The following is a 24,736-nucleotide window of genomic DNA, read 5'->3' as shown; positions in this document are numbered from 1 at the left end:
CGGGCGGTTTATTCCCTCCGACGAAGCTTTTCCGATGATCAGACCGGATCCTTCGTGCCGAAGGCGGCAACGAGGGCGATTGCTGCAAGTCCAAGTCCGATCTCGACGAGGGCCGAAAGCTTCAGCGCCCGTGCCATCGGTTGTCGATGCGCCGCCATCCGCGGCACAAGGAGGTAACGGTTAAGGATCGCAACGGAGGTCATGACCATGACAATGGCGATCTTGAGCATGAGCTTTGCCTGATAGGGCGAGCGCCAGTCGGTCGGCAGCCGGCCGAGAACGAGGGCAACGTTCAGCACGCCCGAGACGAGCACGAGTGCCACCGCCACGTGGCCCACGGACGAGAAGCGCCGGAGCGCGAGCATCGCCGCGGCGCGGTCGCAGAGTATGTCGCAGCGGTGGAGGAGATAGAGGAAGGGCACGAGCGCGCCGACCCAGGCGCCGCCGGCGAGCACATGGAGGATATCGTTCAGCCGGTGAAGCGTGCCGATCGTGCCGCCCTTCATTGCCGCATGTCCGTTGAGCGCAAGGCCTGCCAACATCAGCCCGGAGACGACGGCCAGAAACGAGGGTCGCACCGCCTTTGAAAATCTGGCTGCTCCGACGAGCAGCGCGCATCCCGCGGCCTCGACGAGCCATTCCCGTCCCGCGCTCGTCAGCCTCAGCACGGACCAGAGCATGGGACCGTCGAGCGCGTCGACCCAGCCGTTTCCTATCAGCGCCGTCTGCACGGGGAGAGCCACGGCCGATGTCGCGACGAGAACGCCGGTCGCCGTGACCGATGCCGAGCGAAGCCGCTCGGCGAGTTCAGCGCTCAGTGGCTCAGGCACGCACCAAGCGAGATAGGCGAACGCTCCCCATAGGAAGACAAGCGCGCTGTCGTGGAGAAATCGGCAGACGACCCAGACGCTGTCCGAGCCGATCATGGCTTCACGGTGAAGCTATAATTTCCTTCGGTCTTGTGTCCGTCGTTCGAGAGCACGTGCCAGTGAACCTTGTAGGAGCCGGCAGTGAGCGACGTGTCGAGCGGCACCGTCAGCACCGTGCCATCCGCGCCGGACAGGCTGGCCTTTCCGGTCTCGACGGCGGCCCCCTTGGCATCCGTCAGATCTACGCCGGAAAACGGGAGGTTGAGACCCTCGCTGAAGGTGAGGGACAACGAGCCCGGCGCCGAGGCAACGCTCGTGTCTGCGGCTGGCTCGGCCGATTGAAGGTGGGCATGCGCCATTGCCGGACCGGCCACCCCGACAAGCACGGCGGTCAGAAGCATGGAAAAGGACGGGACGATCCTCATGTATGTGTTCTCCTGTTCGCTCTGCCGGCTGAGGCTCCGGAAAGCTTGCGCATGCAGGAAAACCGGATTGATTTTCGGGCATGTCCGGACGCGAGCTCCGCCGCATCCGTTGCGCAGCTGAACGATCGCCGTGCCGGACTATGTAGGTGGACAACGAAGGGCGGCAATTATTCCGGTCGCATCACAGTTTCGCGACCAGGAAAGACCCGCGGGCAGTTCAACCAGCACGTGAACCAGGCGAGAGTTCCCATGCAGGCTATTGATTTAGAGTCTCAAATTCGACGCCGCTGGGCAGCGCCTGGTCTCTGTGCGCAAGATTTCCCATGCAAAATGCTCTCGGGTTAAGGCGATCGAACTGGTGGAGGATCATAGTATTTTTGAAGTAATCATAAATGCATTCGCTCGACGTTCGGCCTAAATGGGCCGAATACCGCATCACGTGGTAATATCGCCGTAACAAAGGAGAACGACGCGTAGCGTTTTGCGCGAATTTATCTTGGGGCAACAGGAGGAGGAACCAATGCCTACCATCATGGCCTATCACGACGTCAAAGACGTAAAGCACTGGCTCGCTTCACCGGTCCGCAAACAGGTTTTCGAACCCATCGGCGTCACCAATATTCGCACCTTTGTCGACCCTCAGTCGTCCAATCGAGTCGGCCTGGTCATGGACGTTGCCGACATGGACCGCTTGGTGTCCTTCATGCAAACCAAGGCAGCAGCGGATGCGATGGCGCATGACGGAGTGTTGCCTGAGACCCTGGTAATCCTCGTCAAATCGTAACGGTCAAGGCTGTCGCACTTTACGCTCCGCATCACGTGCGCGAATGCGGGGTCTTTGCGGAGATGCTTCAGGCTCGGTCAGGCTCGACGCGGAATGACATCTGTGCCTTCTTGTCGGAAGCTGCGAATTGTCGGGCAGATCGTGGGCCTGTGAAAGCGGGGACAATGAAGCACTGCGTCCGCAAAGCCTTGTCGGAGAAGGCGCGACGTCAGGGGCAGACAGGGGAGAACGCTGCATGTCGGATTTCAATATTGGTTTCGTGATCTTTCCCGGTATCACACAGCTCGACTTCACCGGCCCGTTTGAAGTCTTGAGTAGACTTGGAACGCCTCCTTCGATCTCAGCTCCCAGCAAGTTCTCTCAGTCGAGAACTCATGTTGTCGCAAAATCGATGCAACCGGTTGTGAGCGACCGGGGTCTAGGCATCATGCCGACATGCACCTTCCAAAACTGCCCGCCGCTCGACCTGATTTGCGTGCCCGGCGGCCCCGGCGTTGTGGAAGCGCTCGCCGACGACGAGACGATTGACTTCATTCGTCGCGAAGGCGAACGCGCAGAATATCGAACCTCCGTATGCGTCGGTGCCTTTCTTCTTGGCGCGGCGGGGTTTCTCAAGGGGCGCCGCGCCGCAACGCACTGGGCTTATGTGGGCCTGTTACCCTTGGTCGGCGCTCGTCATGAGAAGGGGCGCGTCGTCCGCGATGGCAATGTCTTCACCGCGGGCGGCGTCAGCTCTGGAATTGACTTCGCGTTTAGTATCGTCGCGGAACTTGCCGGACCGGAGGTCGCGCAAGCTATCCAGCTCGCCATCGAGTACGACCCCTCGCCTCCCTTCGATGCCGGCCACCCTGACAGGGCACCGGAGCCCGCCACGGCGCTCATGGTTCAGCGCAATGAAGTGGCCCACTCAAAGATCCGATTGGCGCTCGAGCGATTGGCCATTCCCGGCCAAGTTTAACTGGCGCGGGCGATGCTGTAGCGCGGAGGCGGCTGGGGCGGTCGTGCGTTCGGCTTCGACCCCGCTTTCGTTGCAGGCGAGCCTCCCTTGGTAAGTTTCAAGTGCAGAACCTCCAGACCGACCGCGCAACAGCATTTACAAGCTTCGATCGAAGCATAATGTCGGTCGAATCGGGGTGCGATTCGAAGGAAACCAAAATGCCGCGTGCAGACCTGGTCGGAGCCGCCGCCATGCTCATCGCCCTCGCTGGAGCTGGCAGCGTTCACGCCGATGACGCAACCGTCCCCCTCGAGGACTCCACAGCCGCTGCTACCAAACCGGCTGAGTGGCTGTTTGGCGACTGGGGCGGCGCTCGCACGCGTCTCAAGGACCGCGGCCTCGATTTCCAGTTCGGCTATACCGGCGAGTTCGCCTACAACCCGATGGGCGGAACCGAGAGCAAGGCTGGTTATGCCGACCAGTTTACAGGCGGGATAACCTTCGACCTCGACCGGCTTCTCGACATCCCTGACGCCAAGTTCCAGATCACTTTTACCCAACGCGACGGCGACAACCTGAGCGACACGGCCGATCTCGGTACGCTGCAGCAGGTGCAGGAGGTGTTCGGCCGCGGGCAGACCATACGCCTCACGGATTTCTGGTTTCAGCAGACCTATGCGAATGGCCTGATCGACTGGAAGGTCGGCCGCATGCCGTTTGGCGAGGATTTCGCCGCGTTTTCCTGCGATTTCCAGAACCTGACGTTCTGCGGCGCAAACCCCGGCAACCTTGTCGGCAACTACATCTTCAATTGGCCCATAAGCCAATGGGCGACCCGTGCCAAAGTCAACCTGAGCGGCTTCGGCTACATCCAGGCGGGCGTCTATGACGTGAACCCCAAATATCTCGGCGTTGACGATCAGGTCCTGCCGGTGTTCTTCAGCGACTCGACGGGAGCCATGTTTCCGATAGAACTGGGGTGGCTTCCCAACTTCGATGGCGGCACGTTGCCCGGCAGCTACAAGTTCGGTGGATGGTACGACACATCGGAAGCTGACGACGTCGTCTCGGATATCAACGGCGACCCCATGGCTCTGACAGGACTGCCGGCGCAACGGCACCGTGGACGATATGGCGCCTACCTGAACTTCCAGCAGCAGGTAACCAGCAATCTCAGTCTCTTCTTCAACTTTGTGACGGCTGACAAGCAGACATCGACGACCGATCGCCAGATCGCCGCCGGCCTGACCTTCACCGGTTTTTGGGATGCGCGTCCCAAAGACGACATCGGCTTCGCTGTCGGCACGACGCACGTCAACAGCCGCGTTTCCACCTCGGAGGACCCGTTGGGCTCGGAATACGCCTTCGAACTATACTATACTTTTCGCCCGAGGCCCGGCCTGCTGATCCGCCCCAATCTGCAATATATCCACCATCCGGGCGGCACCAGCGAGAACGAAGACGTCATTGCACTTGGGCTGAAGACGTCTGCCAGCTTCTGATCGTCGACCAGGGCTGGTCCTCGAGATCGTTTTCAGGGCTGGAGGGGATTCCGCGCCAGGGACCTAGTGGGCGGAGTAGGCCCCGTCCACCAGATGGCAGCTTCCGGTTATGAATGCTGCCTGTTCGGACAACAGGAAGCACACCAGAGATGCGACCTCTTCCGGAGTCCCGCGCCGTCCCATCGGCTGGAGTGCTGCCATGCGCCGGCTGCCCGACGCTTCCGAGTGCTCGGACAGCAGCGTTGTCTCGATCCAGCCCGGTCCAACCGCATTGATGCGGATCCCCATCCGCGCATATTCGATTGCGGCAACCTTCGTCAGTCCGAGAACCCCGTGCTTGGCGGCCGTATAGGCCGCGGAAAACGGCAATCCGACGGAACCGAGAACCGACGACATGTTGACAATGGCGCCTCCCCCACCCGCCAGCATGGCCGGGATCTCGTATTTCATGCAGTAGAAAACGCCGTTGAGATTGACGTTCATCGACTTGTGCCAGATGTCGAGCGGATAGTCTGCCGTCGGCTTTCGGGCGCCATCTATGCCCGCATTGTTTACCGCCATGTCCAGGCCGCCGCATTGCTGAACGGTAAAGTCGATCAGCCTCTCCACAGCGGCAGCGTCAGTAACATCGACCGTAAAGTTGCGCGCCCTGCCCCCATTCGAACGAATCACCGCGACGGTTTCTTCCGCAGCTTCAGCGTTGATGTCAGCGATAACGACCTCGGCCCCCTCTTCCGCCAGCTGCCGCGAAACAGCAGCGCCTATTCCCGAACCTGCGCCGGTTACAAGCGCAACCTTTCCCTCGAAACCAAGCCTCATTCTTGCCCCCCATGCAATCCAACCGACCAGTACCCGATTGTCGGCGCACCATACTTCACCATCACCAGTAGCATGGCGTCTGTTTCGACGAGCGGCAAGCCCCTGTGCCCTGTCCTCCCCTGCCAAGCCAACAGCGGGATCCGCCCATTTCCAAGAGCGATCAGCACGACTTACCGATCGATGTACTTGTATGATAATGAACGCTTACATTTGCCTTCAGCGCCGGCGCCTTCGCCGGGATGGCGCGGAAGACACATGATCTGGTCACGAAACCAGCCATCAGCCGCCGTCATCATCGCTTCGTCGCGCGGCATCGCAAGTCGGCCAAGACGAGGCCGACCGACCCACCAAGCAACGGCGTTGGTTGGCCCGAGGGGCAATCCAACACCCTTCCATTCTCCGCCGAATCGCGGATACCGCAAGGACGAAGGTGGCCTCCTTTCCAGTCAGTTGCAGTTGCTGCACCTGTTCGTTGCGCCGAGGACGGAATTGCTCGTTTTCCACACTGATCCAGAATTTTGCTTTTCCCGTTATTCCCAGCAAGCTCCGGGACTTGGCCAGCGAGCGATGCGATGGTAAAGACGAAACTTTAGGGGGAAATTAATTAGAAGGGAAAAATGGACAACCACCACTTGACGCGCCGGATGCTCGTTCTGGGTAGTCTGGTTTCGACTGTTTCCGGATGCGCCTCTTCGGGCTGGCCGACAGGATCCCGGCTGATATCCCAAGTCTACCAGGACCCTCGCTTTCGGCGCAAGGAGGTGGCCTATGACGGCGGCCAGCCGCCTGGAACCATCGTCGTCAATACATCGCAGCGGTACCTCTACTATGTGCAGGGGGACGGTCGAGCGATACGCTACGGCGTGGCCGTCGGCGAAGAAGGTCTGGCGTTCAAGGGCAATGCCACTATCGGACGCAAGGCGGAGTGGCCTTCATGGACACCTACTGCGAGCATGATCGAGCGCAAGCCGCGTCTGGCGCAGTATGCAGCCGGCGTTTCGGGCGGGCCGCACAATCCGCTTGGAGCGTCTGCGCTCTATCTCTACCGCGGTGGCCACGACACCATGTTCCGCGTCCACGGCACAAACGAGCCATGGTCGATTGGTCATGCAGTTTCAAACGGTTGCATCCGAATGACAAACGACGACATCGTCGATCTCTACAAACGGGCACCCGTGGGCACGGCGGTCGTGGTCATCTGATCGTGCGCCACGAAAACCATGCATTTGAACAGCGTAAATGAGTAATTTAGTCAACTCGAATGGGTTGTGTGTCTTTTCTGCACTAGCCCCGAATCAAATATCGGTTATCGTAAGTTGATGCCTTCGATACCTATTCCGAGGAGAGGAGAGGACTACTTGATGAGCAGAATTCTAATCGTGTCACTCGTTGCATTGTTTTCGGTTGCCAGCCTTAGCGCCTGCGGGACGGTTGGCAAAGGTAAGGGGAAAGCTCCGCCACCGGCCGCCGAACCGGCGCCGGTGTATAAGTAACATCTAGGCATTTATTGGTGGAGAAGGGTAAAACCTTCTCCACCAATGCTATTTATGGGGCTCGACCGGCTTTGCAGCTTATGGCGCGACCAGGAGTCGCTGATAAGCGATTTTTCGGTGTGTGCCCGCTGAAGCTGTGGAGATGAAGCGTGGTGGTGAAGCTTGCAAAAGGCCATCTCTCACTTTTGGTCCTGTTCGCTTTCGCGATAACATCATGCCAATCGGAAGATAAGCCTCCCCAGCCGCGCTTTGTCTCGGACACGCGCGGCAATGCGATTCCAGCAAAATCCCCCCAACAAGACGGCCGATACTTTATTGAATTCCGCTCCCGCTATGCGCTGAGCTATGGCCATACCTATGTGGTATTCGGGCGCTTGGGGAAGAACGGGCAGATGATCAACCCGGAGGTCTCGGGTCTTGCTCCGGCATCGACCGATGAGGGACCCTACATACTCGGGCATTTCGTGCCCGTGCCGGCCGAAACCGGGGCCAGCGACGGGGATCTCGAAGAGCAGTATCGGTCGGCAAGCTGGCGGGTTATACTCACCGAGGCAGAATACAACAAGACCGTCGCCTTTATCCGCAAGCTGCAGGCCAAATCGAAGTTTTGGCAAGCTTCGGTGTACAACTGCAATGCTTTCACCGGAGAGATCGCGCGTTCCATGGGGTATGAGACGCCAAGCATCTGGCTTCGTCCGCAAGAATTCGTTACGAAGCTTCGTGAGATGAATGTCGGGTGACGAAACTCGGGCATACCGGTCGCCCAAGCGGGCGATCGCGGGCACAGAAGGGCTGCGGTGAACTAAATTGAGCATGGCTGGTGCGGGCGAAGTTGCCTGGGTTCTGGGTATCGTCGCCTGGTATATTATTCGCTATCCTTTTGAGCGACGCGCCAAGCGGGTGCGGGTCGTCAGCGATAGACGCTCGACCGCCGAGGCAATTGGCCTTGGGGCCGCTTTGCTGGGCATGTCGGTCGTACCGGCGATCTACATCGCCACCGGAATCCCGCAGGCCGCCGACTATCCGGCCCATCTATGGGCAATCATCGTGGGATGCGCGCTTTTCTTCTCGGCCATGTGGTTCTTTCGAAGAACCCACAAGGAGCTCGGCAAGAATTGGTCCATTTCGCTCCAGATCCGCGAGAAACACGAGCTGATTTCCGGCGGCCCCTACACTCTCGTGCGCCACCCGATGTATACGTCTTTCCTGCTCATGGCCCTTGGCCAGGCCTTTCTGCTTTCGAATTGGGTGGTGGGATTGGCCGGTTTGATCGGCTTCGCCGTGCTTTTCTTTCTGCGGGTGGACAAGGAGGAACGCATGATGCTGGAGATCTTCGGTCCCCGCTACCAAGCCTACATGGATAGGACCAAGCGACTTATCCCTTATCTCTATTAGTAGAGGTGGCATGATGCGAGGCCGCGCCCTCAAGCTTTCGGCGTCACGGCGCCTTGTAGGGGACCTGATGAGGTTCTCCATCCGCGTGCCTCGCGTCACCGTGCAGCGGCAGATGAACCTCGGCCCGCTTCAGCAGGCCAGAACGACGTGGCTGCGCAAGCCGTCCTGGACCGTATTGTTCCTGAAGGGATACGCGCTTCTTTCGCAGGAGGTGCCGGAGCTACGGCGCGCCTATGTCAAGCTGCCTCGGCCGCAGCTCTACGAATACCCGCTGAGCGTCGCCTCGGTCGCGCATGAGCGCGAGCACGAGGGCGAGCGGATCGTCTTGCTGAGCACCATCAAGGATCCCGAACACCGGCCCATCCAGGAGCTGGAGGCCTTGATCCTTACGGCCCGGTCAAGCCCGGTCCTCGAGATAAAGGAATTTCGGCGGGCATTGAAGTTCGCCAAGGCGCCCGGGCCGCTCAGGTGGCTGCTGATGTGGCTTGGCCTCAATCTTCCGCGGCAGCGCGCCCGCCGCTTTGGCACCTTCCAGTTGTCGGTCTATTCGGGTCTCGGGGCCGAATCGCTGAACCCCCTCACGCCCCTGACGACGATCTTCAATTACGGGCCGATCGCCGAGGACGGGACCGTGACTGTCCGCATCCACTATGACCACAGGGTCATGGACGGGGCCAACGTGGCGCGCGCGCTCGTCCAGTTCGAGCGCATCCTGAACGGTGAAATCGCTGACGAACTGCGCAGCCGCGACCAGGGCGAGGCCACTATCGGCAAGGCGGCGTCAGGAATGGCGACATGAATCAACTCAAGCAGTTGCGGCCGGCCGTTGTAGTGGTGGGTGCGTCGCGTGGCATCGGGCGGTCGATTGCCAAGGTCGCGGCGCGGGAGCGCGGCGCCGTCGTTCTGGTCGCGCGTTCGACCGAGGGGCTGGCAGCAGCGGCCATGGATGTGCGGAGTGCAGGTGGCGAGGCGTTCACCCTGGCACTGGATCTCCTCGCCGAGGACGCGTCGAGCAGCCTGCAAGAGTTCCTCTCTGCCAACGATCTGGTCTGCGACGTCTTGGTCAACAGCGCCGGATATGGGCTGCGCGGAGCCGCGACGACGCTTCCTCTCGGCGATCAGCTTGGCATGATCGATGTCAACATACGCGCCCTCAGCGAAATGACCCTCCGCTTCCTGCCGGGCATGGTGGCGCGTCGCAGTGGTGGCGTGCTCAATCTCAGCTCCATCGCCGGCTTCACGGCCGGACCCAACATGGCGTTGTATTACGCGAGCAAGGGCTTCGTTCGCTCCTTTTCGGAAGCGCTGCATCAGGAACTGCGCCACACGGGTGTGACCGTTACCTGCGTTGCTCCCGGACCGGTGTCGACAGAGTTCCTCGAAACATCGGGCGCGGGTCAGGCGCGGCTCTTCAAGGTCTTGCCGAAGGTGGATGCCGAATATGTGGCCGAGCACGCGTGGCGCGGGTTCAAGTCCGGTCGCCGTCTTGTCGTGCCGGGCATCTCGGCCAAGCTGACGGCCTTTGCCGCCACGTTCCTGCCTGCCGTTGTCAGGCTTCCCCTGATCGGCCGGCTGCAGCGCCGCAGTAGCGATCTATGCGCCTGCGGTTCAGGCAAGAAATTCAGGGAATGCTGCGGCGCGCGCTAGACATCGCCGGCGGCATCGATACCGCTCGGCCGCCTCTCAGCGAACGTGCTGCGATGATACGGGAAAGGAGGACCGTCCAGTGACCGCTTTGGAAGCAATTACTCTATCGGGTCAGCACGTTGATCTGGTTCCCTTGGCGCATGAGCATCATGATGGGCTTGTTGAAGCTGCAAGGGACGGCAACCTGTGGCAATTGTGGTACACGAGCGTTCCAGCACCTGATGCCATGGCAGCGCATATAGACCGCTGTCTCGAGCGACGAGCTTCAGGGGTCTTGTTACCCTTTACCGTGTTCGACAAGCGCAGTGAGCGTGTCGCGGGGATGACAACATACCTGAATATTGACCTTGCAGGCCCCCGGCTCGAAATAGGAGGCACCTGGTATGCCAATAGCTCTCAGAGAACTCCCTTAAACACGGAAGCAAAGCTGCTTTTGCTATCGCATGCGTTCGATAGCCTCGGTTGCCTGGCTGTCGAGTTCCGGACCCATTTTATGAACCATCAAAGTCGTCGCGCCATCGAACGCCTCGGAGCGAAGCTCGACGGTGTGTTACGCCAGCATATGCGTATGCCCGACGGCACCCTTCGCGATACCTGCGTTTACAGCATTATTCCCTCTGAGTGGCCCGCGGTCCGCTCCAATCTCAAGTGGCAGCTTGAAAAGCCTCGCTGATAGTCCTGACGCTCCACCGTTACTTCAAACGCAATCCCGGCAAAGTGCCGCTCAGGCGCGTTTTGTTCAACTTCAGTGGCGAATGCTCAGAAGAATGCGCGAACAGAGACTTGGCTGGGGCGCCTGGATTCGAACCAGGGGATGGCGGTACCAAAAACCGCTGCCTTACCGCTTGGCTACGCCCCACCAGCGCGGGAAGCGGCGATCCGCTTCGCAAACCGCCGCCTGATTAGCAAAGCTCGCACCCGCCCACAATCACTAAATAGGCAGAGCCGTAGATTTCTGTGTGCATTCGGCGATGACATGATAGGCATTGCGGCATGCAAGCGTTCGGCCGTGTGTCATCGCAAGCAGATAAGCATTACGAGGCAACCATCACCTCCATGAAAAGAAGTCCCGATTTCGACCTTTCCTTCGAGCCTGCCTATGGGCAGGCGGTGCCTGTCGCCGAAGGGGTTCAGCGCATCACCGTAAACAATCCCGGTCCATTCACCTTCCACGGCACGAACACCTATATCGTCGGCGGCTCCTCGGTCGCGGTCATCGATCCGGGGCCGGAGGACGAGCAGCATTTCGCGGCGCTGATGGCAGCCCTCCAGGGCCGCGAGGTCACGCATATCGCCGTCAGCCATACGCATCGCGACCACTCCCCCCTTGCCGCGCGGCTGAAACGGGAAACGGGCGCGATCACCGTCGGCGAAGGGCCGCACCGTGCGGCGCGTCCTCTCTACCAGGGCGAGATCAACCCTTTCGCCGAAAGCTCCGACACCGGCTTCATGCCCGACATCACCCTTGCCGACGGTGGGGCCGTTTCCGGAGACGGGTGGGAACTCACGGCTCTTCACACGCCCGGCCACACCGCCAATCATTCGGCCTTCGCGCTCGGCGATACCGGCATCGTCTTTTCCGCAGACCATGTCATGGCCTGGGCGACGACGATCGTGGCACCGCCAGACGGCTCCATGATGGATTACATGACCTCTCTCGACCGGCTGCTTCAGCGCGACGATCGCATCTTCTTCCCCGGCCATGGCGGGCCGGTGAAGGAACCCGCCGCTTTCATGCGCGGGCTCAAGGCACACCGGCGCATGCGCGAGCGGGCCGTGCTGGAGCGCATCCGGGCCGGCGACCGGTCGATCCCGGAGATGGTCAAGACGATCTATCGCGATACCGACCCACGACTGCACGGCGCGGCTGCGCTCTCGGTGCTGGCGCATCTGGAAGATCTCGTCGAAAGAGGTCGTGTCGAAACGGACGGGCCTCCGCGGCTGATGGGGGAATACAGGCCGAAATGAACGGCCGCCTGGCCGCCTTCCCCCGCCCGGTCAGCCGCCGGCAATCCCCAGCAGTTCAGCGTCAAGCGCGCGCAGATATTCCTCCGCGATCATGGCGCTGAAGCCGAGGTCGTGCTGGCCGTAGCGGGAAGCGACGCGCATATCGACCAGCGTCGTTTCCGCCTCCTCCCGCAGCCTGATCATGATATCGAAGTGTAGGCCGAGGACGAGTGTGCGCGTCTCACCCTGCAGCAGCCCGCCCTTCGTGCTGCGGCGAATGAGTTCGGCAATGGCGTCGTTGTAGGGCCGCGGCGACGGGACCGGGACGGTTTCCGGAGCATCCGACACCGCACCCTCGCTTGGCTGCGGCGTGACAGGCTCCTCTGCTTCCGGTTCAGCGCCCTCGAGCCCCTCCGTTCCGATGATGGTGATGCGGTTTTCGGCGGCGACCTTGCGCACCGCATGCAGAACGCGGTCGATGGCGCCCTCGTAGCGCCGGCCCGTGAGAGCCGGGTAGGCCTCGAGCTGCATCTCCCGATCCTGCGCGCTCGTGTCGGGATTCCGCGGCAGCCATATCTGGTTGGCGTCAGGCGCCTTGAGCCAGGCCGGCACGTCGGTCGTGTCGGTCGAAACATCGTAGATCGCCGGGCGCGTGATGTAGTGCTCCAGAGCGAAGCCGATGATCACCAGCGGCAGCGCGGCATAGACAATCGCCTTCAGCGCGTGCCTTCCGCCCTCCGCGCCGAATACCCAGAGGCTGCGCAGCCCGATTGCGGCGAACCCCACGGCAAGGGCGGCAAAGACACCGGCTGCCATCATCAGGAGCACGAAATAGGGTGTCTCCAGTGGGCCGAACCGGTGCGCGAGCAGCACGGCCAGGCAGAGCACAAGCGCAAATGCGCCCATCCGGCGCGCAATGCGGGAAGCAAGCGAAACAGGACGGTCGAAGCGGATTGTCATGCGCGCACTCACCGGATCACGAGCAGCCCGCCCGGCGCGGACCCTCATCCATGTTTAGTGCAAGATTCGGCTAAATTGAAACTGTTGTCTCGTTCTTCCAACGCCAACTGCGATATGCGGAAGGCAACCGGCAACCAACCGTCAGGTCCGGCTCGTTGCGTTCTGCTGCGGCATAACCGGATTGGTCTGCGGTTCCCGGAAAACTCAGGGAACCGGCGACGAGACCACCATTCCCGTCGCGCCGATAGCTGTCGAATCAGGGGACGAATGACGCACGCGGCGGTGCCGCATCTTCTCTATCGGCCTTTCGACCAGCACGATCACGGCATAGGACAGGAGGAAAACGACCAAACAGCAAATGATTGTTCTGACGGTACCGCCGTAGATATTCTGCGCCGCCCCGAAGCACGCATTGTAGATGAGAAGAACCGGCCAATGCAGCAGATATACCGGGTACGAGAAGGATCCGAGCCGACTGTCGAGCTTCGAACCTTTGGCGCGGTAGAAGAGACCGGGCAGCGCAACGAACAGGAAGCAGTAGAACCCCAGGTAGATCACCTCCTCGGGCAGATGCACCCGATCCGCGGCGAGCACGGCGAGATGAAGCGCCACTCCGCCCGCGAGCGAGATGGGGAATATCCACCGGAGAAATCTCGGCCCTAGCGCGGCGACGATCGACGCTCCGCAGCGGTAGGAGAGCATTCCAGCCCCAAAGAGGAGGATCTCGAACGGAAAGAAGCGGTAGGTCCAGGGATCGTAGTCCAGCCCGATCGACCATCCCCCCACCCGCAGCGCGAAGGAAAAGATCAGCACGAGCACCAGCCATCGCGTCGTGAGACGCGCCAGGAATGGAGCCAGGAGATAGAATGTCAGTTCCAGGGAAATAGACCAAGCCGGCGGGTCGATAATATAGGTCTCAGCGGCATTGCCGACACCGCCCGCCGTAAACTGCAGCCCGGCCGCGCTCACCCTCTCGTAGACGTAAGCATCCTCGCCGAAGATGAAGAGGGATGTCAGGACAAACCTGATCCATTCCAGGGGATTTATCCCGGATAGAACCTCATGGAGATTGTACAGGAAGCCCATTGAATACGGATAGACGAATACGGCAACGACGATGGCAACGAACATCGCCAGGAAATAGATCGGATAGATGCGGAGGGCCCGGTTGGAATAGAAAAGCATAAGCTCGCTGCGCGGGTCGTATTTTTCCGTCAACACGAGTTGCATGAGGAACCCGGACAGCATGAAGAACCCCTGCACCGCAGCACGCGCAGTGGTGAAGTCATAGCCGAGTATGCCGCCGCCATGGGCACAGATGACTGAAGCGGCAAACAAAAGCCGAAGGAAGCCCAGACCCATCGTTCGTCCTCACGCTGTCAACAGGATTGATGGAAATTGAAAGCAGCGACGGGCTTTCGCAGGACCAGACTGTTGCGCCGCTGGCGTTCCTTCCAACTTCACGTCGTCACAGGCGCAGGATCACCGCAACCGGCGTGAACGTCGACGGATCAAGCCGGGTATGCCGCTCAACACTTCGAAGGGTTTGCCTGCCCGAAAGGGGTAGGATCGATTCGTCGGCGACGAAGTGAAACCGTCAAACATGGCGCTCGCCCAAGGAGTAGCCCGTTTGTGCGATTGCGGGAAGTCATTGCTTTCACGCTATTATCTCTAGACACGCATATAAGACTACGCTTAAATGCCACAAAATGGCCACGCATGAGACGTCTTATCCGCCCCGAAGGGACTTCAGGAGATATACGATGCTTTCACCGGACACCGCCTCCAAGGCAAAGCCCGCATCTGCCGGCGCCTCGGGAGCAAGCGAATCCTTCCTGCCTCTCGAAATGCTCGAACTCGAACTTTCCCTGGAGGGATATGAAGGCGGCGAGCCCGGTTTCCGGGAAACAGTACGCAAGGCGGCGGAAGCAGCTGGCGGAGAACTGCTGTTCGACCTGCCTGCGGCGGGACTGATGGAAGATTGCATCAGGCTCGGCGTCCTGCGGGTTCCCCAGGATGCGGACAAGACACGCATCGTGCTGGCCGCCCTTGATGAAAATGGCGGCGAGATCCGTGTCCAGCTGCCCAACGACAACACGGCCCATCTCGTTCGTTTCGCCGACGCCTTCGTCGCCGTCATCAGGCAGATGCCGCAGGCCGCACCGGGCGTGATGTAGCATCCTCCCTAGCATCGTGCTGGATGCCGGCGGCCGCCTCGGGCCGGCAGAGCAAGCGTGTGTTGACGAATCCGGAAAAATGCAATCTTCTCCGCCTCATGGCCGAGAGTAATATGATGACGCGCATCCACCGTCTTTTTCCGCTTGTCGCGCTTGGCGCGGCCCTTGCCGGCTGCCAGACACTTACTCCCGAGCAGCAACGCGCGGCCGATGAATCGAAATGCCTGGGCTACGGCTTCAAGCGGGGGACTGACGGCCTCGCCCGCTGCCTGCAGAACATAGAGCTCAACCGCGATGCGGATGCGCGTGCTTTCCAAGCGCAGGCCTGGTCGAACTATCCGTTCTACTACGGCGATTCCTATTACGGCCGCCGCTTCTACTGATCGTCAGTTTCGGGCTTCCCTGATGGCGGCCTGCGCGGCGGCGAGCCGGGCGATGGGCACGCGAAACGGCGAACACGAGACATAGTCAAGGCCGATCGCCTCGCAGAAGTGGATCGAGGTCGGGTCGCCACCATGCTCCCCGCAGATGCCGAGCTTCATGTCGTTGCGCGTTCGCCTGCCGCGCTCGGCTGCGATGCGGATCAATTCCCCCACGCCGTCGAGATCGAGCGAGATGAAGGGGTCGTGCTCGATGATGCCCTTGCGCTGATAGGTGGTCAGGAAGGCGGAGGCATCGTCGCGCGAGATGCCGAAGGTCGTCTGGGTCAGGTCGTTCGTGCCGAAGGAAAAGAACTCCGCCACCTCCGCGATGATATGGGCCCTGAGTGCGGCGCGCGGCAGCTCGATCATGGTACCGACAAGGTAGTCGATGCGCATCACCGCCTCCGCCATCACCTCCCTGGCAATCTCGTCGATGCGCGCCTTCACGTAGTCCAGTTCGGAGCGCAGGCTGACCAGCGGCACCATGATTTCGGGCACGACGGCCGCGCCGGTCTGCTTGGCTGCCGCAACGGCTGCCTCGAAAATCGCACGGGCCTGCATCTCGGCGATCTCAGGATAGGAAATCGCCAGCCTGCAGCCACGATGGCCGAGCATTGGGTTGAACTCGTGCAGCGCATCGACGCGCTGGCGCAGCACGATGGGCTCCATACCCATGGCGGAGGCGACTTCGGCGATCTCGTCATCGGTCTTCGGAAGGAATTCATGCAGCGGCGGATCGAGCAGGCGGATAGTCACCGGCAGACCGTGCATGATGGTGAAGAGGCCGGTAAAATCAGACCGCTGCATCGGCAGCAGGCGGGAAAGCGCCGCCTTGCGACCAGCCTCGTCCTCGGCGAGGATCATCTCGCGCATCACATGGATGCGGTCGCCCTCGAAGAACATGTGCTCCGTGCGACAAAGGCCTATGCCCTCCGCGCCGAAGGAACGCGCGGCCAGCGCATCGGCGGGCGTATCGGCGTTGGTACGCACCGTCATCCGGCGGGCGCGATCGGCCCAGCCCATGATGCGGCCGAAATCGCCGGAAAGCTCGGGCTGGGTCATTGGCACCTCGCCCTTCAGCACCTGGCCGGCCGAACCATCGATGGTGATGACGTCGCCCCTCTTCAGCGACACGCCAACGCCGATCAGCCGCTCATTGCGCGTGTCGATGCGCATCGTACCCGCACCGACGACGCAGGGGATGCCCATGCCGCGGGCAACGACGGCAGCATGGCTCGTCATGCCGCCGCGCGTCGTCAGGATGCCTTCGGCGGCGTGCATGCCGTGAATATCCTCGGGACTTGTCTCGACGCGCACGAGAATGACCTTGCGCCCTTCCTCCTCCGCTATGACGGCTTCCTCGGCCGTGAAGACAATCTCTCCGGTCGCGGCACCCGGCGAAGCCGGCAGGCCGGAGCCGATGACCTCCCGGTGTACGGAAGGATCGATCGTCGGGTGAAGAAGTTGGTCGAGCGAGGCCGGATCGATGCGTAGCACCGCCTCTTCCTCGGTGATCATCCCTTCGTCCACCATGTCGACCGCAATCTTCATGGCCGCCCGCGTCGTGCGCTTTCCCGCCCGCGTCTGCAGCATCCAGAGCTTGCCGCGCTCGATGGTGAATTCGAGGTCTTGCATGTCCTGGTAATGGCCCTCCAGCGCGCCGCAAATCCGGCGGAACTCGGCAAAGGCCTCCGGCATCAGCTTTTCCATGGACGGCCGGTCGGAGCCGGAAGAGATCCTGCCGGCCTCGGTGATGCTCTGCGGCGTGCGGATGCCGGCAACGACGTCCTCTCCCTGCGCATTGACCAGGAATTCGCCGTAGAGCTCCTTCTCCCCGGTCGAGGGATTGCGCGTGAAGGCAACGCCCGTCGCGGAGGCATTGCCGAGATTTCCGAAGACCATGGCCTGTATGTTGACCGCCGTTCCCCACCCTTCCGGGATATTGTGAAGGTGACGGTAGGTTACGGCGCGCGGGTTCATCCAGCTCGCAAAGACAGCGCCGACCGCGCCCCAGAGCTGTTCCTGCGGGTCCTGCGGAAAGGCTTCCCCGAGTTCTTCCTCGATCGTGCCCTTGTAGAGCGTGACGATATGCTGCCATTCGACGGCGGAAAGATCGGTATCGAACTCGTGTCCAAGACGGCCCTTCTCGTCCTCGAGGATCTCCTCGAAGACTTCATTGTCGACGCCCATGACGACATCGGCATACATCTGGATGAATCGCCGGTAGCTGTCCCAGGCAAAGCGGGCATCGGCGGCATCGTGGCCAAGTGCCTGCACGGTGTCGTCATTGAGGCCCAGATTGAGAACCGTATCCATCATGCCGGGCATCGAGGCGCGCGCGCCGGAGCGCACGGAGAGAAGCAGCGGGCGTTCCGTACCGCCAAAATTGCGGCCTGTGATCTTCTCCATGTTGCCGAGACCGCGCATCACCTGCGCCTTGAGTTCCTCAGGCACGGTGCGGCCGCTTTTGTAATAGCGGGCGCAGGCTTCACTGATGATGGTAAGGCCGGGAGGAACAGGAAGGCCGAGATGGCACATCTCCGCCAGGTTGGCACCCTTTCCGCCAAGGAACTCGTGGTCGCTTGCGCGCCCCTCTGCACTACCTTTGCCGAAAGTGTAGACCCATTTGGTCATTTTTCCCCCACACCAGGATCGGGATTCAACTTAATCCATTGGTGTGGAAATGAAAATCGACAAATGCGGCAAAATGTTGCGATGCACAATGAATCGTCGCAGCAATGTAAAAACGGCGTTTTTTTAGGGCTGAAAATGCAGATAAAAAAAGGCTTTGCGGGACCGCAACAATTGTCCCGCAAAGCCTTCGATCCGGCCAAGCGACCGGATACGCGGTGGGAACATGCCTTAGCCGTAACAGATCTTGCCGCCAATACCTGTACGGAAACAGCTATACCCAGCACGCCAGGCGGCCTTCGCTATCCATTCCCCAACGTATTACGAATGCAGCCTGATTCTCAGCCTAATGCCGAAGCCTGGGAGAGAACATCACCCAATTGGGGGATTTGTCCGAAAACAGCGGACCATTTTTGGTGAAAAGCGTTTTCGGGCCGTTTATGCGGTTTCCCGGAGCTGTTCGGCGGTCTGGAGGTCCACGGAAACAAGCTGCGAGACCCCCTGCTCGGCCATGGTGACGCCAAAGAGGCGATCCATGCGTGCCATGGTGATCGGGTTATGCGTGATCACGACGAAGCGTGTTTCGGTGGATGCCGCCATCTCGTCCATCAGGTTGCAATAGCGCTCGACATTGTGGTCGTCGAGCGGCGCATCCACCTCGTCCAGGACGCAGATCGGGGCCGGATTGGTGAGGAACACCGCGAAGATCAGGGCCATCGCGGTCAGCGCCTGCTCGCCGCCCGAAAGCAGGGTCATCGTCTGCGGCTTCTTGCCGGGCGGACGCGCGAGGATTTCGAGGCCCGCCTCCAGCGGGTCGTCGGACTCGATCAGTTGCAGCTCGGCCGTGCCGCCACCGAAAAGATGGGTGAACAGCCTCTGGAACTGAGCGTTGACGATGTCGAAGGCGGCGATGAGCCGCTCCCTGCCCTCGCGGTTGAGGCTCTGGATCGCACCGCGCAGCTTGCGAATGGCATCGATGATGTCGTCGCGTTCCTTGACGAGCGCTTCGAGCTTGTCGCTCAGCTCCTTCTGCTCCTCTTCGGCGCGAAGGTTGACCGCGCCGAGCCTCTCACGCTCGATCCGCAGCCGCTCCACTTCGCGCTCGACTTCGCGCAGGTCGGGTACGTTCTGCAAGTTCGGCACCCCGGCAAGACGCAGGGCCTCGTGGGGAGGGACGTTGAGGACCTCGCGGATACGACCCTCGCTTTCCTGCCGCTTCTCACGCGCCGAAACCAGCCGTTCCTCGGCGCGGCCGCGCTTTTCCCGGGTCTCGGCGAGTTCCGACAGCGCAGTGGCCGCCTTCTGGTCGGCTCCGCGCTGGATCGCCTCGGCCTCGACGAGCATGTCGGCCGCCTGGCGTCGCGCCTCCTCCGCCTTCTGCAGTTCGGTCATCAGCGCACGACGCCTGTCGTCGAATTCATCCGGCGCCAGTTCGAGCTCGGCGGCCTCCTCGCGACCTTCTTCTTCGCGCGCCCTCAGGGTAGCGATGTGATCTTCTGCGCTTGCAGCGCGCTGGCGCCAGGTTTCGCGTTCCTGACGGATCGCCAGGATGCGACGCCTGCGGCCTTCATTTTCGCGATCGAGGCCCTCATGGCGCGCGCGTACCTCGGCAAGGCTGCCGCGATCGGTCGCCACCTCGGCCTGCTGGTCGCGCAGCCGCAGATCCAGAACGGCGAGGTCGGGAGCATCCTCCAGCTCGATGCGCGCGTTTTCTTCCTGGAAGGCGCCTTCCTCCATCTGCGCCTGCAGCTGGCTCGCGGCCTCCGAGACCACGTCACGTCGCCGCAGGAGATCGCCCGACGCACGTTCTGCGGCCACAAGCGCCTCGCGTGCTTCGGCGAGATGCCGGGCGGCAAGCCTCGCAAAATCGCGGGCTTCCGCAAGGCGCTGCTCCCTGCTGCGGATCTCATCCGTCGCCGCGGCGAGCCGCTCCTCGGCCTCGGTCAGCACATCGCGCGCGGTCTCCACCTCGGCTTCCAGCTCGACCAGGCGGTTCTTCTGGGCAAGGCGAAGTGCGGCAGCGCTCGGCGCATCCGCACCGGCAACATGGCCATCCCAGCGGAACACAGCCCCTTCCCGCGTCACCAGGCGCTGGCCCGGATGCAGCAACTTCATCAACCGCGGCGCGTCTTCGGTGCGCACGATGCCGATCTGCCGCAGGCTCCGCGTCAGCTCCGCGGGCGCTCGAACGTGATCGATGAGCGGCACGGCGCCCGCCGGAAGCTCCGCGTCGGCGGCGCCATCGCCATTGCCGGTCCAGTAGGCCGGCGCCTCGGCATTCAGCGGAGAGTCCAGATCATCTCCGAGGGCGGCACCGAGAGCTGTCTCGAAACCGCGATCGACGCGCAGGTCCTCGGCGACAGGCGAAAATTCGCCGGATGCCGCACCACCCGCAAGGATCTTTGCGATCGTGCGTGCTTCCGTCTCCAGTTCGTTCAGCCGTGCGCGGGCCTGCTCGACCGGCGAGCGCGACATCGTCTCGAGGCGACGGGCATCGGAGAGCGCTGCCTCCACCTCCTGGGTCGCCGTCTCGGCATCGTCCACGGCTGCCTCTGCCGCCTCGACCACGGCGCGCTTTTCTTCCGGGTCAGGGAGGCTCGCGACTTTCTCGTCGATGGCGGCGAGTTCGCGATTGGCTTCCTCGATCTGGCGCGCCAGGCGCATCTTGCGATCGGCGAGATCGCGGATCGTGCGTTCCAGCTGGTTGCGGCCAGCGGCGGCTTCGGCGCGCTCGGCCGTCAGTTGGGCGAAGACGCGCTCGCTCTCGGCAAGCTTGGCGGCCGCGGCTTCAAAGGCCTCGCCGGTTTCCTCGGCCTGGCGGCCGGAATCCGCCAAGGCTTCCTCGATCTCGGCCTCTTCCGCATCGAGCCGTGCGAGAATCGCGGCGTTGTCGGTGACAAGGGCCTCCTCGCGAGCAATGTCCTCGGCAAGCTGCAGCAGACGCCGTGAAAGTTCGTCGCGACGGCGGAGGATGCGGCTCATGTCCTCCTCGAGCTGGGTGCGGGCGATCTGCAGCCGTTGCAGCGCGGCGGCGGCTCGTGCCTCGCCTTCGCGCAATTCCGGCAGCTTCAGGCTGGCAATCGCCTGGGCCTTGGCGGCTTCCATCTGGATCGCGGCCTTTTCGGCAACGACCACCGTCGCCTGATTCAGCGCGCTCTCGGCCTCTGCCTCCGCCTCCTTGGCCTGGACCCAGCGTATGTGCAGGAGCAGTGCCTCGCGGGCGCGGATATCGGCCGAGAGCGCCTTGAAGCGGTTTGCCTGTCGCGCCTGGCGCTTGAGGCTTTCGATCTGGGCCTCAAGCTGCGTAGTCACGTCGTCGAGGCGTTCGAGATTGGTCTCGGCCGCGCGAAGGCGAAGCTCCGCCTCGTGGCGGCGCGAGTGCAGGCCGGAGATGCCCGCAGCCTCTTCCAGCAGCTGCCGGCGCGCTTGGGGCTTTGCCTGGATGAGTTCGCCAATGCGGCCCTGCCCGACCATGGAGGGCGAGCGGGCGCCGGTCGAGGCGTCCGCAAAGAGAAGCTGCACATCTTTGGCGCGCGATTCCTTGCCATTGATGCGGTAGATCGAGCCCTGCTCACGCTCGATGCGGCGCGTGACCTGTATCTCGTCGCTGTCGTTGAACGCAGCCGGCGCAGTGCGGTCGGCATTGTCGAGATAGAGCGCGACTTCGGCCGTGTTGCGCGCGGGGCGGTTTCCAGAGCCGGAGAAGATCACATCGTCCATGCCGGACGCACGCATGTTCTTGTAGGAGTTTTCCCCCATCACCCAGCGCAGCGCCTCGACAAGGTTCGACTTGCCGCAGCCGTTCGGCCCCACGACGCCTGTCAGGCCACGCTCGATAATGAATTCCGAAGGCTCGACGAAGGATTTGAAGCCGACAACGCGAAGCTTGTTGAACTTCATGCGAAGACCTCACCGGCCCCATCGCGCGAAGCGTGGAAACAAAAAGCGGGCGCACGGCTTTCGCCGCCGCCCGCCATCGTGAAACGGTTCGGATCAGAGAAGGCTGTCGATGAGCGCCGACATGGTCTCAACCGTCATGTCTCCAGAATAGCGCTTCCCGTTGATCAGGAATGTTGGGGTCGCGTTGACGCCAAATTCCTTGGCGCCTCTTTCCCGTGTTGCATTCACATCATCCAGAAGTTTCTGGTTCGTCAAGCAGGCCTCGAAGCTCTCCTGTGTAAAACCGGCGAGTTTCGACATTTGCAGCAGGGCAGCGCGACCATCATCGGCTGCAGCCCAGGTCTGCTGCTGCTTGAAGAGCATGGAGACCATCGGGAAATAGGTGTCGGCGGTGCTGAGTTCAGACGGCTTTGCCGGGTTGCAGCGGGCGAGCATGAAGGCGGCGGCAGCGCGCGGATCAAACGGGAACTCGCGGATGATGAACTGCACCTTGCCCGTGTCGACGTATTTCTTCTTGATCTCGTCGAAGGTCGTGTTGTGGAAATGAGCGCAATGCGGGCAGGTCATCGACATGTACTCGATGATCTTGACCGGAGCGTCGGCCTTGCCGAGCGCCATATCGGGCAGCGGACCAGGCTTCAGCGCCTCGGCCATGTTCACGTCACCATCCGACTGGGGAATCTCGACGTTCGACGTCGCACCGGTCTTGATGCTCGTGTCCACGCCGTTCGCCGGAGCGGCGTCCGCGGCATCCTTGCTGTCATTGCAGGCAGCAAGTACTGCGGAGACGGCTACGACGGCAATACCGCCAAGCAAGCGACGTTTGGTGAGGTGCATTTCGGCCATCGGCATTTAATCCCCATATCGAGAAGAGAAGCGTCAAATTTTTCCATGCGATATAACGGCGCGTTGCCGCTAACAAGGCACGCTTTGCCAAGTTCCTTCAAAGAATTGTGACCAACCGACGACAACTGCATTAAATTACTGTCAGAATGGCGTCCGGTTGCTTGTTTAGCGGGGCCTCTGCTTTCCGAGAACGGCGGTACCAAGCCGGCGAACGGCGTCCCTCAGCTTATCGCCCTCGATGCCTTCCATCATGGCTTCGAGCCTGTTTGCCGCCTCGCCTTTCAATGGCACCGGCTTCCTGCTACGGCCGGGGCCGAGCGAAACCGGCTTCTGGACGATGCGAATCTGATGGACGGCGGGAAAGCCGAAGAAGCCGTTGATGCGCTGGATGAGTTCGCCCTGGGCATGCGTCAGGAAGAGCGCTCGCGCCCCTTCGCAGGCGATCGTCAGCACGCCGGGCTGAAACGCCTGGTCCTCGCCCGGACCGCCACGCCTCGACCAGGCGATCTTTTCCGGCCGGGTGCAGTCGGCAAAATCCTCGCCGGCGATCTCGCTCCAGGAGGCGAGCAAGGCCGTGTTTATGCCGGCGCGGCGCGCAAGCATGGGATCGATGAGGCCGTTTGCCACTTCGGAAATCTGGGCCGCGCCGCGCTTTGCGGCCTTCCAGCCACCAGTCGTCTTCAATGCACGCACTCTTTCTTATGCGGGATCAGGCTTCTGCGGGATCGGGAAGCTATTAACGAAAATCCCGGGCTGCAAATCACAGGAAGGAATCTACCACAAGTCTCACGGCGAAAAATCCGTTTCCTTTGGGGGCTGTCTTTCGTTGACGACAGGTAGCGCTAAAACCTATCTAACGTGCGCAGTCCCGATATTCGCAAGGTCCTATCAGCCATTTCCGAAGCGCCGCAAAACCTGTCCAGCCTGTTGCTCGCGTGGTACGACCGTCACCACCGCGACCTGCCCTGGCGCATCACGCCCGGCCGGGCCGCACGTGGCGCGAGGCCCGATCCCTATGACGTCTGGCTCTCCGAGGTCATGCTGCAGCAGACCACAGTGCAGGCGGTGAAGCCCTATTTCGAGAACTTCCTTAGGCGCTGGCCGAGCGTCACGGACCTTGCCGCCGCGCCGAGCGAGGACGTGATGGCCGCATGGGCCGGCCTCGGCTACTACGCCCGTGCCCGCAACCTGAAGAAGTGCGCGGAGGCTGTGGCCCATGACCATGGCGGCCGCTTTCCGGACACGGAGGACGGCCTGAAATCCCTTCCCGGCATCGGCGACTATACCGCCGCTGCTGTCGCGGCAATCGCCTTTGACAGGCCTGCAGCAGTGATGGACGGCAATGTGGAGCGGGTGATCTCGCGGCTCTATGCGATCTCACAGCCCCTGCCTGGTGCAAAGCCGCTGATGAAGGAGAAGGTGGCTGCCCTCACGCCGCAGGGGCGTCCGGGCGATTTCGCCCAGGGCATGATGGACCTCGGCGCTACGATTTGCACGCCGAAGCGACCGGCCTGTTCGCTCTGTCCCTTCCGCGACTATTGCCAGGCCCTCCGGCAGGCCGACCCCGAGAGCTTTCCGGTCAAGGCTGCGAAAAAGGAAAGGCCGGTCCGTGTCGGTGCCGCCTTCGTCGCGGTGACGGCCGCCGGCGATATCCTCCTACGTCGCCGGATCGAAACCGGATTGCTCGGCGGCATGACCGAGATTCCGACCACGGCGTGGACGGCGCGCATCGACGGCGAGACATCGCCCGATGCTGCGCCCTTTGCCGCGGACTGGCAGGCCTGCGGATCGGTGGCGCACGTCTTCACCCATTTCGAACTAAGGCTTTCGATCTACCGGACCGTGGTAACTGCGGCGCCCCATATTGACGGCGCGTGGTGGGAGCCGGTCACGAATCTTGAAAACCAGGCCTTGCCGACCGTGATGAAAAAAGCGATCACACAGGCCATTCCCCGCGCATTCAGGAACACCAAGGGATAATT

At 61.7% G+C, this 24,736-nt stretch carries 24 protein-coding genes and 1 tRNA gene; 15 read left to right on the top strand and 10 right to left on the bottom strand.

What is annotated here, in order from left to right; genetic code table 11:
* Positions 1-38 precede the first annotated feature (38 nt).
* On the bottom strand, positions 39-926 hold the full coding sequence (gene copD, locus EV286_RS02620; RefSeq protein WP_132955438.1) for a copper homeostasis membrane protein CopD: 888 nt from the start codon (positions 924-926) through the stop codon (positions 39-41).
* On the bottom strand, positions 923-1,294 hold the full coding sequence (gene copC / locus EV286_RS02615; RefSeq protein ID WP_132955437.1) for a copper homeostasis periplasmic binding protein CopC: 372 nt from the start codon (positions 1,292-1,294) through the stop codon (positions 923-925). The genes copD and copC overlap by 4 nt, the downstream gene beginning before the upstream one ends.
* A gap of 520 nt (positions 1,295-1,814) precedes the next feature.
* On the opposite strand from copC, the gene EV286_RS02610 reads away from it, so the two are divergent.
* From EV286_RS02610 to EV286_RS02600, 3 genes are all read left to right on the top strand, one after another.
* On the top strand, positions 1,815-2,078 hold the full coding sequence (locus tag EV286_RS02610) for a hypothetical protein (protein ID WP_132955436.1): 264 nt from the start codon (positions 1,815-1,817) through the stop codon (positions 2,076-2,078).
* Between the two features lie 235 nt (positions 2,079-2,313).
* Positions 2,314-3,036 (top strand): DJ-1/PfpI family protein, encoded by a 723-nt coding sequence (locus tag EV286_RS02605; protein WP_132955435.1) that lies wholly within the window; start codon positions 2,314-2,316, stop codon positions 3,034-3,036.
* 197 nt (positions 3,037-3,233) lie between these two features.
* Positions 3,234-4,517: a carbohydrate porin gene (locus EV286_RS02600; protein WP_207909715.1), complete on the top strand. Its 1,284-nt coding sequence runs from the start codon at positions 3,234-3,236 to the stop codon at positions 4,515-4,517.
* Between the two features lie 63 nt (positions 4,518-4,580).
* On the opposite strand, the gene EV286_RS02595 is transcribed toward EV286_RS02600, so the two are convergent.
* Positions 4,581-5,336 (bottom strand): glucose 1-dehydrogenase, encoded by a 756-nt coding sequence (locus tag EV286_RS02595; protein WP_132955434.1) that lies wholly within the window; start codon positions 5,334-5,336, stop codon positions 4,581-4,583.
* Between the two features lie 617 nt (positions 5,337-5,953).
* Here EV286_RS02595 and EV286_RS02590 point away from each other — a divergent pair.
* From EV286_RS02590 to EV286_RS02560, 7 genes are all read left to right on the top strand, one after another.
* Positions 5,954-6,538, top strand: a complete 585-nt coding sequence (locus tag EV286_RS02590) for a L,D-transpeptidase (RefSeq protein WP_132955433.1) — start codon at positions 5,954-5,956, stop codon at positions 6,536-6,538.
* Between the two features lie 159 nt (positions 6,539-6,697).
* Entirely contained in the window at positions 6,698-6,829 is a 132-nt protein-coding gene (locus tag EV286_RS32355) for an ABC transporter (RefSeq protein WP_132955432.1), read from the top strand.
* A 155-nt stretch (positions 6,830-6,984) separates the two neighbouring features.
* Positions 6,985-7,569 (top strand): hypothetical protein, encoded by a 585-nt coding sequence (locus tag EV286_RS02580; protein ID WP_132955709.1) that lies wholly within the window; start codon positions 6,985-6,987, stop codon positions 7,567-7,569.
* A 67-nt stretch (positions 7,570-7,636) separates the two neighbouring features.
* Positions 7,637-8,224: a protein-S-isoprenylcysteine O-methyltransferase gene (locus EV286_RS02575; RefSeq protein ID WP_132955431.1), complete on the top strand. Its 588-nt coding sequence runs from the start codon at positions 7,637-7,639 to the stop codon at positions 8,222-8,224.
* Between the two features lie 13 nt (positions 8,225-8,237).
* Positions 8,238-9,023, top strand: coding sequence for a hypothetical protein (locus tag EV286_RS02570; RefSeq protein ID WP_132955708.1), 786 nt, complete (start codon positions 8,238-8,240; stop codon positions 9,021-9,023).
* On the top strand, positions 9,020-9,871 hold the full coding sequence (locus tag EV286_RS02565) for an SDR family NAD(P)-dependent oxidoreductase (RefSeq protein ID WP_132955430.1): 852 nt from the start codon (positions 9,020-9,022) through the stop codon (positions 9,869-9,871). Before EV286_RS02570 ends, EV286_RS02565 begins: the two co-directional genes overlap by 4 nt.
* Before the next feature lie 79 nt (positions 9,872-9,950).
* Positions 9,951-10,544 carry a GNAT family protein gene (locus EV286_RS02560; RefSeq protein WP_132955429.1) on the top strand — a complete coding sequence of 198 codons (594 nt, stop codon included), beginning with the start codon at positions 9,951-9,953 and terminating at the stop codon, positions 10,542-10,544.
* Between the two features lie 111 nt (positions 10,545-10,655).
* Here the strand turns inward: EV286_RS02560 and EV286_RS02555 are convergent.
* Positions 10,656-10,730, bottom strand: a tRNA-Gln gene (locus EV286_RS02555).
* A gap of 197 nt (positions 10,731-10,927) precedes the next feature.
* Between EV286_RS02555 and EV286_RS02550 the strand changes: the two genes are divergently transcribed.
* On the top strand, positions 10,928-11,839 hold the full coding sequence (locus EV286_RS02550; RefSeq protein ID WP_132955428.1) for an MBL fold metallo-hydrolase: 912 nt from the start codon (positions 10,928-10,930) through the stop codon (positions 11,837-11,839).
* Between the two features lie 30 nt (positions 11,840-11,869).
* Here EV286_RS02550 and EV286_RS02545 read toward each other — a convergent pair whose 3' ends face one another.
* Both EV286_RS02545 and EV286_RS02540 read right to left on the bottom strand, forming a co-directional pair.
* Positions 11,870-12,778 carry a DUF1499 domain-containing protein gene (locus EV286_RS02545; protein ID WP_132955427.1) on the bottom strand — a complete coding sequence of 303 codons (909 nt, stop codon included), beginning with the start codon at positions 12,776-12,778 and terminating at the stop codon, positions 11,870-11,872.
* A 204-nt stretch (positions 12,779-12,982) separates the two neighbouring features.
* Positions 12,983-14,140: an acyltransferase gene (locus tag EV286_RS02540; RefSeq protein ID WP_132955426.1), complete on the bottom strand. Its 1,158-nt coding sequence runs from the start codon at positions 14,138-14,140 to the stop codon at positions 12,983-12,985.
* 401 nt (positions 14,141-14,541) lie between these two features.
* On the opposite strand from EV286_RS02540, the gene EV286_RS02535 reads away from it, so the two are divergent.
* The gene (locus tag EV286_RS02535; RefSeq protein WP_132955425.1) at positions 14,542-14,955 is read left to right on the top strand and encodes a hypothetical protein; all 414 of its coding nucleotides are present in this window, start codon (positions 14,542-14,544) and stop codon (positions 14,953-14,955) included.
* A 113-nt stretch (positions 14,956-15,068) separates the two neighbouring features.
* A complete protein-coding gene (locus EV286_RS02530) occupies positions 15,069-15,338 on the top strand; it encodes a hypothetical protein (protein WP_245500588.1) in 270 nt (89 codons plus the stop codon).
* A gap of 3 nt (positions 15,339-15,341) precedes the next feature.
* Here the strand turns inward: EV286_RS02530 and ppdK are convergent, their stop codons facing one another.
* On the bottom strand, positions 15,342-18,011 hold the full coding sequence (gene ppdK, locus EV286_RS02525) for a pyruvate, phosphate dikinase (RefSeq protein WP_132955424.1): 2,670 nt from the start codon (positions 18,009-18,011) through the stop codon (positions 15,342-15,344).
* A 63-nt stretch (positions 18,012-18,074) separates the two neighbouring features.
* Between ppdK and EV286_RS02520 the strand changes: the two genes are divergently transcribed.
* On the top strand, positions 18,075-18,428 hold the full coding sequence (locus tag EV286_RS02520; protein WP_132955423.1) for a hypothetical protein: 354 nt from the start codon (positions 18,075-18,077) through the stop codon (positions 18,426-18,428).
* Between the two features lie 18 nt (positions 18,429-18,446).
* On the opposite strand, the gene EV286_RS02515 is transcribed toward EV286_RS02520, so the two are convergent.
* The 3 genes from EV286_RS02515 to EV286_RS02505 all read right to left on the bottom strand — a co-directional run bounded on the left by EV286_RS02515 (position 18,447) and on the right by EV286_RS02505 (position 23,438).
* Positions 18,447-21,908, bottom strand: coding sequence for a chromosome segregation SMC family protein (locus tag EV286_RS02515; RefSeq protein WP_132955422.1), 3,462 nt, complete (start codon positions 21,906-21,908; stop codon positions 18,447-18,449).
* A gap of 93 nt (positions 21,909-22,001) precedes the next feature.
* Entirely contained in the window at positions 22,002-22,760 is a 759-nt protein-coding gene (locus tag EV286_RS02510; RefSeq protein ID WP_132955421.1) for a DsbA family protein, read from the bottom strand.
* Between the two features lie 159 nt (positions 22,761-22,919).
* The gene (locus EV286_RS02505; RefSeq protein ID WP_245500587.1) at positions 22,920-23,438 is read right to left on the bottom strand and encodes a DUF721 domain-containing protein; all 519 of its coding nucleotides are present in this window, start codon (positions 23,436-23,438) and stop codon (positions 22,920-22,922) included.
* A gap of 210 nt (positions 23,439-23,648) precedes the next feature.
* On the opposite strand from EV286_RS02505, the gene mutY reads away from it, so the two are divergent.
* A complete protein-coding gene (mutY, locus tag EV286_RS02500) occupies positions 23,649-24,734 on the top strand; it encodes an A/G-specific adenine glycosylase (RefSeq protein WP_132955705.1) in 1,086 nt (361 codons plus the stop codon).
* Positions 24,735-24,736: the final 2 nt, after the last annotated feature.

Origin of the sequence: Rhizobium sp. BK251, assembly GCF_004345245.1 — a bacterium.
In the GTDB taxonomy this organism is placed as follows: Bacteria; Pseudomonadota; Alphaproteobacteria; order Rhizobiales; family Rhizobiaceae; genus Rhizobium.
The sequence above is the reverse complement of the archived record's forward strand: the minus strand, read 5'-3'. Positions and strand labels throughout refer to the sequence as shown.

Coding starts and splice junctions, on each gene's coding strand:
- EV286_RS02540 (WP_132955426.1), bottom strand. CDS start 14,140: ATGGGTCTGGGCTTCCTTCGGCTTTTGTTTGCCGCTTCAGTCATCTGT.
- EV286_RS02590 (WP_132955433.1), top strand. CDS start 5,954: ATGGACAACCACCACTTGACGCGCCGGATGCTCGTTCTGGGTAGTCTG.
- EV286_RS02510 (WP_132955421.1), bottom strand. CDS start 22,760: ATGCCGATGGCCGAAATGCACCTCACCAAACGTCGCTTGCTTGGCGGT.
- EV286_RS02515 (WP_132955422.1), bottom strand. CDS start 21,908: ATGAAGTTCAACAAGCTTCGCGTTGTCGGCTTCAAATCCTTCGTCGAG.
- ppdK (WP_132955424.1), bottom strand. CDS start 18,011: ATGACCAAATGGGTCTACACTTTCGGCAAAGGTAGTGCAGAGGGGCGC.
- EV286_RS02565 (WP_132955430.1), top strand. CDS start 9,020: ATGAATCAACTCAAGCAGTTGCGGCCGGCCGTTGTAGTGGTGGGTGCG.
- EV286_RS02570 (WP_132955708.1), top strand. CDS start 8,238: ATGCGAGGCCGCGCCCTCAAGCTTTCGGCGTCACGGCGCCTTGTAGGG.
- EV286_RS02530 (WP_245500588.1), top strand. CDS start 15,069: ATGATGACGCGCATCCACCGTCTTTTTCCGCTTGTCGCGCTTGGCGCG.
- EV286_RS02610 (WP_132955436.1), top strand. CDS start 1,815: ATGCCTACCATCATGGCCTATCACGACGTCAAAGACGTAAAGCACTGG.
- EV286_RS02520 (WP_132955423.1), top strand. CDS start 18,075: ATGCGGCAAAATGTTGCGATGCACAATGAATCGTCGCAGCAATGTAAA.
- copD (WP_132955438.1), bottom strand. CDS start 926: ATGATCGGCTCGGACAGCGTCTGGGTCGTCTGCCGATTTCTCCACGAC.
- EV286_RS02535 (WP_132955425.1), top strand. CDS start 14,542: ATGCTTTCACCGGACACCGCCTCCAAGGCAAAGCCCGCATCTGCCGGC.
- copC (WP_132955437.1), bottom strand. CDS start 1,294: ATGAGGATCGTCCCGTCCTTTTCCATGCTTCTGACCGCCGTGCTTGTC.
- EV286_RS02605 (WP_132955435.1), top strand. CDS start 2,314: ATGTCGGATTTCAATATTGGTTTCGTGATCTTTCCCGGTATCACACAG.
- EV286_RS02600 (WP_207909715.1), top strand. CDS start 3,234: ATGCCGCGTGCAGACCTGGTCGGAGCCGCCGCCATGCTCATCGCCCTC.
- EV286_RS02550 (WP_132955428.1), top strand. CDS start 10,928: ATGAAAAGAAGTCCCGATTTCGACCTTTCCTTCGAGCCTGCCTATGGG.
- EV286_RS02595 (WP_132955434.1), bottom strand. CDS start 5,336: ATGAGGCTTGGTTTCGAGGGAAAGGTTGCGCTTGTAACCGGCGCAGGT.
- EV286_RS02545 (WP_132955427.1), bottom strand. CDS start 12,778: ATGACAATCCGCTTCGACCGTCCTGTTTCGCTTGCTTCCCGCATTGCG.
- EV286_RS32355 (WP_132955432.1), top strand. CDS start 6,698: ATGAGCAGAATTCTAATCGTGTCACTCGTTGCATTGTTTTCGGTTGCC.